At 62.6% G+C, this 7,595-nt stretch carries 9 protein-coding genes; 5 read left to right on the top strand and 4 right to left on the bottom strand.

Going from position 1 to position 7,595, the window contains the following annotated elements:
• Positions 1-290: 290 nt before the first annotated feature.
• Genes BHQ40_RS23340 through BHQ40_RS23330 form a run of 3 tightly spaced genes read right to left on the bottom strand, consistent with a single transcriptional unit; the run spans position 291 to position 2,813 of the window.
• Complete coding sequence (locus tag BHQ40_RS23340; RefSeq protein WP_070158118.1) at positions 291-875, bottom strand: hypothetical protein; 585 nt, start codon at positions 873-875, stop codon at positions 291-293.
• Between the two features lie 11 nt (positions 876-886).
• Positions 887-2,065: a M48 family metallopeptidase gene (locus tag BHQ40_RS23335; protein ID WP_171905944.1), complete on the bottom strand. Its 1,179-nt coding sequence runs from the start codon at positions 2,063-2,065 to the stop codon at positions 887-889.
• Position 2,066: 1 nt separating this feature from the next.
• Complete coding sequence (locus BHQ40_RS23330) at positions 2,067-2,813, bottom strand: hypothetical protein (protein WP_070158116.1); 747 nt, start codon at positions 2,811-2,813, stop codon at positions 2,067-2,069.
• Between the two features lie 212 nt (positions 2,814-3,025).
• On the opposite strand from BHQ40_RS23330, the gene BHQ40_RS23325 reads away from it, so the two are divergent.
• The gene (locus BHQ40_RS23325; RefSeq protein ID WP_070158115.1) at positions 3,026-3,208 is read left to right on the top strand and encodes a hypothetical protein; all 183 of its coding nucleotides are present in this window, start codon (positions 3,026-3,028) and stop codon (positions 3,206-3,208) included.
• A gap of 252 nt (positions 3,209-3,460) precedes the next feature.
• On the opposite strand, the gene BHQ40_RS23320 is transcribed toward BHQ40_RS23325, so the two are convergent.
• Complete coding sequence (locus tag BHQ40_RS23320) at positions 3,461-4,078, bottom strand: TlpA family protein disulfide reductase (RefSeq protein WP_253183458.1); 618 nt, start codon at positions 4,076-4,078, stop codon at positions 3,461-3,463.
• A 10-nt stretch (positions 4,079-4,088) separates the two neighbouring features.
• Here BHQ40_RS23320 and argH point away from each other — a divergent pair, with 10 nt between their 5' ends.
• From argH to BHQ40_RS23300, 4 genes are all read left to right on the top strand, one after another.
• Positions 4,089-5,465: an argininosuccinate lyase gene (gene argH / locus BHQ40_RS23315; protein WP_070158113.1), complete on the top strand. Its 1,377-nt coding sequence runs from the start codon at positions 4,089-4,091 to the stop codon at positions 5,463-5,465.
• Complete coding sequence (locus tag BHQ40_RS23310; protein ID WP_070158112.1) at positions 5,462-5,707, top strand: hypothetical protein; 246 nt, start codon at positions 5,462-5,464, stop codon at positions 5,705-5,707. The genes argH and BHQ40_RS23310 overlap by 4 nt, the downstream gene beginning before the upstream one ends.
• Before the next feature lie 18 nt (positions 5,708-5,725).
• Complete coding sequence (gene lysA / locus BHQ40_RS23305; RefSeq protein WP_070158111.1) at positions 5,726-6,991, top strand: diaminopimelate decarboxylase; 1,266 nt, start codon at positions 5,726-5,728, stop codon at positions 6,989-6,991.
• 4 nt (positions 6,992-6,995) lie between these two features.
• On the top strand, positions 6,996-7,595 hold a 600-nt coding region (locus tag BHQ40_RS23300), incomplete at its 3' end, for a precorrin-2 dehydrogenase/sirohydrochlorin ferrochelatase family protein (RefSeq protein WP_070158110.1).

The following is a 7,595-nucleotide window of genomic DNA, read 5'->3' as shown; positions in this document are numbered from 1 at the left end:
GGCGGCGGCGGAGAATATGATCCTCCCCCGCCTCGCCGACGCGCACCAGCATTATTGGTGGCAGGAAGCGGAATATGTGGAACAGAGCCGCGCGGCCTGCTGCGCAGGGCATACGACGGTCGCGCATGTGTGAGGGGGCGGGTTAGGCGGCGGGGATGCCGCCTAACCCGCCCGCCGAGCGCCGGGCGAAGAATGATGGCGCCGGTCCCGCCTTATGGGCGACGGCAACGGGAAAACCGGGCTAAAGCTGCGGCGACATCATGATGATGGCAAATCCACAAGCCATTGGGTCACAGCTTCAGGGTGGCTATGAGCCTGTGGAATTTTTCCAGATCCTTGTCGAAAAAATATAGCGACGGCGCTTCGTACGTCACCAAATAAAGTTGTCCGCCAACGATCGCGCCTATGCCTTCCCCCTTCCGTAGCACTTCATCATCCGCGCGTGCGAAGGCATAGGTGAAACGTATCCCCTTATTTCCGTCCAGCAACGCTGGCTCCTGAGTTTCGATCTGAAGTTGGTTGACTGCAAACTGGCTGCGGTAGGTCGATTCCAGCAAAGCGGGAATGTCCGTTATCAGCATATTGCTCGTCACTTTCGGAAGGGGGCGATTCTTCTTGTCGACTTCCCGCAGGAGAGGCCTGCCGACCGGGATGCCGCCAAAGAAAGTGACTTTATTGAGCGCATCTCCATCCAGGGTCCAAAGTTCGACGTTTTTCCCGTCTCTCCGGCTTAACCTGTTCCATTCCCCGTCGGGCGTCGCCGACAGCCGCGATTGGGCAATGGCGGCGTGCGGTCCCGGAGAGATTAAAGCATTGGCAAGGCACGCCGATGACGACATTCCCAGTAGAGCGGTAATCAAGATGGCGTAGCGCATGAAATAAGTCCTTAATTGCCCAAAAGGGCGTTAATCGCCTTGGCGTCTGACGCCTCTGGATAGGCTGCTAGATAAGAAGAAAGCGCGGCGCGGCCTTCTTCGGTCTGGCCATTCCGCAACAAAGACAGGCCGAGATTTCGATCGAGATCGGGATTGGAATATCCGGCAGTTTTCGCCTCGCGATAAAATTGGCTGGCTAGCTGAAGATCGCGGGGCGTTGCTCTTGCGCGGTGCAGTTCCGCCCGCGCAAACAACAGATCGCCAGTCCACCCCGACCGTTGGGAGAGGTTGGACAGAATATATTCGCTTCCCCCAAAATCATTGAGTTTCACCTGCGCGGAAAGGAACCGGGGCAGATAAGGGGCGATCGCCTGCTGATATTCCTTTGTTCTCGCATCGCCGCCGACGGGTAATTTTGCCGCTTCCTGCGCAAGACGGGCGGCGCGTTCGAAAGAAGCGGGATGCGTGTCGAAGAAACCCGCCGTGTATTTTTGCCTTGGCCTTTGCTTCCGGCCCAGAGCGCTGGCATCCTCCTCCGCCATCAGGGTTTGCCAAACTTGCGAGGCTGAATTGGCGGGGTATCCGGAATTGGCCAGATATTTCAAACCGAGCAGGTCCGCCTGAGATTCCTGGTCGCGTCCAAAGCGATACACTGAACCGAGCAAGGACAAGTTCGCGCCGCCGACGGGCGTGTTACTGATCCCGCCCAGCACGCTTATCCAGGCCATGGCATCGCTCGCGCCACGCTTGTTCTTAAAGCCGTTCAAGCTGTGACGAAGTTCGAAATGCGCAAATTCGTGGCCGAGTATGGCGGCGAGTTCCGCTTCAGTGCGAACCCTAAGCAATAAACCGGACCAGACTTCCATTGACCCATTGGCCATCATGGCCGCGTTGAACATCGGAATTTCCATCGCGTACACACGAACGCCGAGACATCTGTCCTGTCCTACTTCGCGGCAGAGCACGTCGCGAAGATAAGCCTCCAAATTCCCGTCGCGAATTCGCAATGCGCTGTCGCGAATTTGGCGCTCCCGCTCATCCGCCTCCATCCACAGCCCGCGCTCATCGACATTCTGCGGTTCATAGGCGTGAGCATAGGGGGGAAGTCGAAATGCATCTTCGGCGGCGCGAACTGGCTCAAGCGTTGCGAAGCCAGCCAACACCGCCATAGCGAGTGCGAGCGCTTTCATATTACTTGCCTGCAACAGCCGCTGCTTCGACGGGTTTGCCGGGGAACCCCTCCAACAATTGCTTCACCCGCTTCTGAGCGCCCTCCGGCGTCCTGACGTCCCCGCCCATCTGGCGGTCAGCGTTCAGCCAGACAAGCTCGCCCGTTTTCAGGTCTACCAGTCCAGCATGACCTACATGCACACCCGATGTAACGCTTACGCCACCCATCGCGGCGAAAATCTGAAGGACTTTCCGGCCAGTGGAGCCATATTCGTCATGCGTTGTGATAAACAGGGCGTAGTCCGCGCCTTCAAGCGACTTCAAGGACGCGATCCCCGGTCCCACAGCCCAATCAAAACGCTTGTCGCGCTTTTTGGTCGGCAGGCGATTTCCAGCGAAAAATTGATATTCGATCACTGAATCCGCCACAGTGCTGAACAGATGCGAATATTGCGTGACGGCAGGCCCTTCACCGCTGGCGGCCTCAGAATAGCCTGTCACCTCATTACCAAGCTGGGACTGCGCATCTTGAAGGGATGCCGCAATATAGTTTCGGGCCTGCTCCGTCCAATCAGCATTGGGTTCGTACATACCGCCGGTCGATTGGGCGCCGACCTGAATGACGGGGCGCATGAGCATGATACGAACAGTGCCGGGCTTTAGAGCGAAACCCTCTTTATTCCCGGTCTTTTCCTGCGCGGCCGCCGCCACGGAAATGCATAGGCTGCAGGCGAGCAAAGATGCCCGCACGACGAAGTTCAGTCGCATGATGACCCCCCAAATATCCCCGCGACTTCATTATGCGATTTGCATTGCCCGTAAATCCCGCAAGAGAGTTAAAGCAGGAACAATTTGAACCAAAATCGTTCTAATTTTCAGTCACGTAGCTGATTCATCATGGCGAAAAGGGCGGATTGACTTCCGCGAACCCGCGCACATTCATGCTGGAGAAAGGAACGCCAGCGCAATAAAGCTGCGCTATGGAGCTTTCCGCCATTCTTTCCCTTGCGCTGGCGCCGCTGTTGCTGAGCCTCGCGCCCATTGCGGCGATGAAGGACATGTTCGCGTGGGATTGCGGCAAGCATCGGCATGTGCACAAGGCTGCGGTCAAGGATAAGAACGCCAGGCCGGATTGCTGGAAGTCGCGCTATATCCTGATGTGAGGTGAGGCGGTTTCGGCTGATTTCCTTCACCAACCCCGTTCGTCCTGAGCTTGTCGAAGGACTGCCCTTTTCTTCATTAGACCGTGGAAGGAAGGACAAGGCTTCGACAAGCTCAGCCCGAACGATGGTAGGGTGATCATTGTTCGGTCACCTGATCCGCCGACTGCGCGGAGTGTCTCGACTTCGCTCGACACGAACGGATGTGGGAGAAGCGGGTGGAAGCCAACAACCTCTCCCTCCCCTCACGCGCGCCTACAGCGTCTCCGCGATCAGCGCCTTGGCTTCCTTGCTGTGCCAGTCCATCGCGCCGATCACGCGGGCGACTTCCTTGCCCTCGGCGTCGTAGAGCACCGTTGTCGGCAGCATGCCGGTGCCATAACCCAGGCTGAACCGGTTTTCCGTGTCGAGCCACGCCTTCAGGTGCGTGAACTTGCGCTTGGCGAAGAAGGGGTCGACCTGTTTCGCGCCCTGATTATCCTGGGAGATGGTGAGCACCTGCAGCCCCTGCGCCTGATATTCCCCGGCGATGGCATCCAGCGTCGGCATTTCCGCGACGCAGGGCGCGCACCAGGTCGCCCACAGATTCACCAGCAGCGGCTTGCCCGCGAAATCCTTCAGAGTCGTGTCGCCGCCATCGGGCGAGACGAACGCATAATCGGGCGCGGGCGTACCCGCCTTGCTGCGATCGAGCGTATATTTGAAGGCCCCTTCACCATCGCCTGCCGCACTATCCTTCACTTCGTCGGGAGCGACCTCATCCGCGGTGATTTCGGCGGAGCCATTCGCTTGCTCCTTGGGTGCGGATTGCCTATCGCAGGCGCTCAACGCGCCGGTCAGCAGGAGCAGGGCAATTACGGATCGCAAGGACATCTCCAATTCCATGTGGGGCGGGCGTTTCGCGGCCGGCCCCGCTTCAGTCATGCGGGAGATAAATGCCTCCATCCCCTTCGACAAGCGATTGTGGAAACAGGACATTGCCGGGTCCAAGGCGCATGTCGCGATGCTGGCCAAGCAGGGCATCGTCGCGGGCGAGGACGCCGCCGCGATCAGCGCCGGGCTGGACACGATCGCCGCCGAATATGAGGCGAACGGCGTTCCGGTGAACCTGGACCTGGAAGACATCCACATGGTCACCGAATCGCGGCTAGCCGAACTGATTGGTCCGGCGGCGGGGCGGCTGCATACGGCGCGGTCGCGCAACGACCAGGTGGCGACCGATTTCCGCCTATGGGTGCGCGACGCCATGGATGAGGTGGATGCGGGCCTGACCGCGCTGCAAAAGGCGCTGGTGGCGCGGGCGCAGGAGCAGGCCGACGCGGTGATGCCGGGCTTTACCCACCTGCAATCGGCGCAGCCGGTGACGTTGGGCCATCATCTGATGGCCTATTATGAGATGATCCGGCGCGACCGGTCGCGCTTCGCCGATGCGCGGGCGCGGCTCAACGAAAGCCCGCTGGGCGCGGCGGCGCTGGCCGGGACCGGCTTCCCGATCGACCGGCATGCGACGGCGGCGGCGCTTGGCTTCGCCAAACCGACCGACAACAGCCTGGACAGCGTGTCCGACCGCGACTTCGCGCTCGATTATCTGATGGCGGCAACGCAGTGCAGCCTGCACCTGTCTCGGCTAGCCGAAGAGTTCATCATTTGGGCGAGCCAGCCCTTCGGATTCGTGTCGCTGCCCGACGCCTATTCGACCGGCAGCTCGATCATGCCGCAGAAGCGCAATCCGGACGCTGCCGAGCTGGTGCGCGGCCATGCCGGGCGGATCGCGGGGTGCATGAACGCGCTGGTCATCACGATGAAGGGCCTGCCGCTGGCCTATTCCAAGGACATGCAGGACGACAAGCCGCCGGTGTTCGAGGCGCACGACCTGCTGGGCCTGTCCATCGCGGCGATGACGGGGATGATCGAGACGGTGACATTCCGCACCGACCGGATGCGCGCATTGGCCGAAAGCGGCCATGCGACCGCCACGGACCTCGCCGACTGGCTGGTGCGCGAGGCGAATGTGCCGTTCCGCGAGGCGCACCATATCACCGGGCGCGCGGTGAAGGCGGCGGATGACAAGGGCGTATCCCTGCCCGCTTTGTCGCTTGCCGAGCTTCAGGCCATCGACGCGCGCATTGACGAGCGGCTGTTTGCAGTGCTGAGCATCGATGCGTCGGTGGCGAGCCGCGTCAGCCATGGCGGCACTGCCCCGGCGCAGGTGCGCGAGCGGATCGCGCAGGCGCGCGCCGCACTGGAGGCCAAGGCATGATGTGGAAACTGGCGACCACCGTCGCATTCACCGTCGCATTAGCCGCATGCGGCGGGCGTCAGGCGCTCAAACCCGCCGAGGGCCAGGGCACGCCCCCCATCCCGCGCGGCGCCACCGAAGTACCGACCGCCCAGCAATTGATGGAAGCATCCACGCAGGCGCGGCCGCAACGCAATGCCGAACTGCTCCGGCAGTCGGACGAGCGGCAGGACGACCCGTTCGAACTGCCCCCAGAACATTAAGAGACAGACAAAGAGACAATGGATCATTTCGATTACCGGCGCGGCGCCATGCATGTCGAGCAGGTGCCGCTCGCAGAGATTGCAGATGCCGTCGGCACGCCCGTTTACGTCTATTCCACCGCCACGCTGACCCGCCATGTGGGGGTATTCCGCGCGGCCCTCGACAAGCTGAAAGACCCGCTGGTCGCCTTTGCCGTGAAGGCCAATCCCAATGCCGCCGTGCTGGCGACGCTGGCTGGCCTTGGCCTGGGCGCGGATGTCGTGTCGGGCGGCGAATTGCTGCGCGCGCTGGCGGCGGGCATTCCGGCGAACCGCATCGTCTTTTCCGGCGTCGGCAAGACCGAGGAGGAAATGCGGCTGGCGCTGGACAAGGGCATCTACCAGTTCAATCTGGAGAGCCAGCCGGAGGCGGAAATGCTGTCGCAGGTGGCGCTGTCGATGGGCAGGATCGCACCGGTCGCCTACCGCATCAACCCGGATGTCGATGCGGGTACGCATGCGAAAATTTCCACCGGCAAGTCGGAGAACAAGTTCGGCATTCCCTATGCCGATGCTGTCGCCGCCTATGACCGGGCGGCGCAGCTTGCGGGCCTCGATGTCCAGGGCGTCGCCGTCCATATCGGCAGCCAGCTCACCGACCTCGCCCCGCTGGAGGCGGCGTTCGAGAAGGTCGGCGCGCTGATCGAAGTGCTGCGCGATCATGGCCATGTCATCCGGACCGCCGATCTGGGCGGCGGGCTTGGCGTCCCCTACGACCCATCCCAGCCCGTGCCCCCCAGCCCCGCCGACTATGGCGCGATGGTGACGCGGGTGACGGCGGACTGGGACGTGCGTCTGCTGTTCGAACCGGGCCGGGTGATCGTGGGCAATGCCGGCGCGCTGGTGTCGCGCGTTGTGCGCGTGAAGCAGGGCGCAACGCAGCCCTTCGTCATCGTCGACGCAGCGATGAACGACCTGCTGCGGCCGAGCCTGTATGACGCCTGGCACAATATCCGCGCGGTGAAGGCGACCGAGAAGCGCGTGACGGCCAGCGTCGTCGGACCAGTGTGCGAGAGCGGCGACACCTTCGCCACCAATCGCGACATGGAGGAAGTGGAGCCGGGCGATCTGGTGGCGTTCATGACCGCGGGGGCCTATGGCGCGACGATGGCGAACACCTATAACAGCCGGGCGCTGACGCCGGAGGTGCTGGTATCGGGCGGCAAATGGGCCGTGGTGCGCGCCCGTCCGCCCATCGAGACGCTGATCGCGGGCGACAGCATCCCCGACTGGGTAAAGGCGTAACGCGATGCACAGCCTGCCGCTGTTCGTACGATTAACGAACCGGCCGGTGATCCTGCTGGGCGATGGCGAGGCGGCGGCGGCGAAGCGGCGGCTGCTGGAGCGTGCGGGCGCAATCGTGGCGGACGAGACGACGGCCGCAGCGCTGGCGGTTGTGGCGATCGAAGATGCAGTGCAGGCGGAGGCCGCCGTCGCGCGATTGAAGGCGCGGGGCATATTGGTCAACGCCGTCGACCGCCCGGCGCTGTGCGATTTCACCCTGCCCGCCATTGTGGATCGGGACCCAGTGCTGATCGCCATCGGCACGGGCGGCGCGTCGGCGGGCCTCGCGAAAGCAGTGCGGCAGCGGATCGAGGCGTTGCTGCCCGCGCGTCTAGGTGTGTTGGCGAAGGCGCTGGAGGCGGCGCGACCGGCGATCAAGGCGAAATGGCCCGGCGCGGCGGAACGCAGGCGCGCCATCGACGCGGCGTTGGCGGCGGGCGGCAGGCTCGATCCGCTCAGCGACGATGCGGCGGACGCCGTGGAGAAATGGGTCGAGGGTGGAGAGACCGGCAGCCCCGACAGGCTGGAAACGATCCACCTGAACTCAACCGATCCCGACGAACTG

The organism is Sphingobium phenoxybenzoativorans (assembly GCF_001757355.1).
Classification (GTDB): Bacteria; Pseudomonadota; Alphaproteobacteria; order Sphingomonadales; family Sphingomonadaceae; genus Sphingobium; species Sphingobium phenoxybenzoativorans.
This window is presented reverse-complemented; position numbering and strand designations above follow the sequence as displayed.

Excerpts from the sequence above, each read along its gene's own strand:
- BHQ40_RS23320 (WP_253183458.1), bottom strand. The coding sequence starts at position 4,078 with ATGTCCTTGCGATCCGTAATTGCCCTGCTCCTGCTGACCGGCGCGTTG.
- lysA (WP_070158111.1), top strand. The coding sequence starts at position 5,726 with ATGGATCATTTCGATTACCGGCGCGGCGCCATGCATGTCGAGCAGGTG.
- BHQ40_RS23335 (WP_171905944.1), bottom strand. The coding sequence starts at position 2,065 with ATGAAAGCGCTCGCACTCGCTATGGCGGTGTTGGCTGGCTTCGCAACG.
- argH (WP_070158113.1), top strand. The coding sequence starts at position 4,089 with ATGTGGGGCGGGCGTTTCGCGGCCGGCCCCGCTTCAGTCATGCGGGAG.
- BHQ40_RS23325 (WP_070158115.1), top strand. The coding sequence starts at position 3,026 with ATGGAGCTTTCCGCCATTCTTTCCCTTGCGCTGGCGCCGCTGTTGCTG.
- BHQ40_RS23340 (WP_070158118.1), bottom strand. The coding sequence starts at position 875 with ATGCGCTACGCCATCTTGATTACCGCTCTACTGGGAATGTCGTCATCG.
- BHQ40_RS23330 (WP_070158116.1), bottom strand. The coding sequence starts at position 2,813 with ATGCGACTGAACTTCGTCGTGCGGGCATCTTTGCTCGCCTGCAGCCTA.
- BHQ40_RS23310 (WP_070158112.1), top strand. The coding sequence starts at position 5,462 with ATGATGTGGAAACTGGCGACCACCGTCGCATTCACCGTCGCATTAGCC.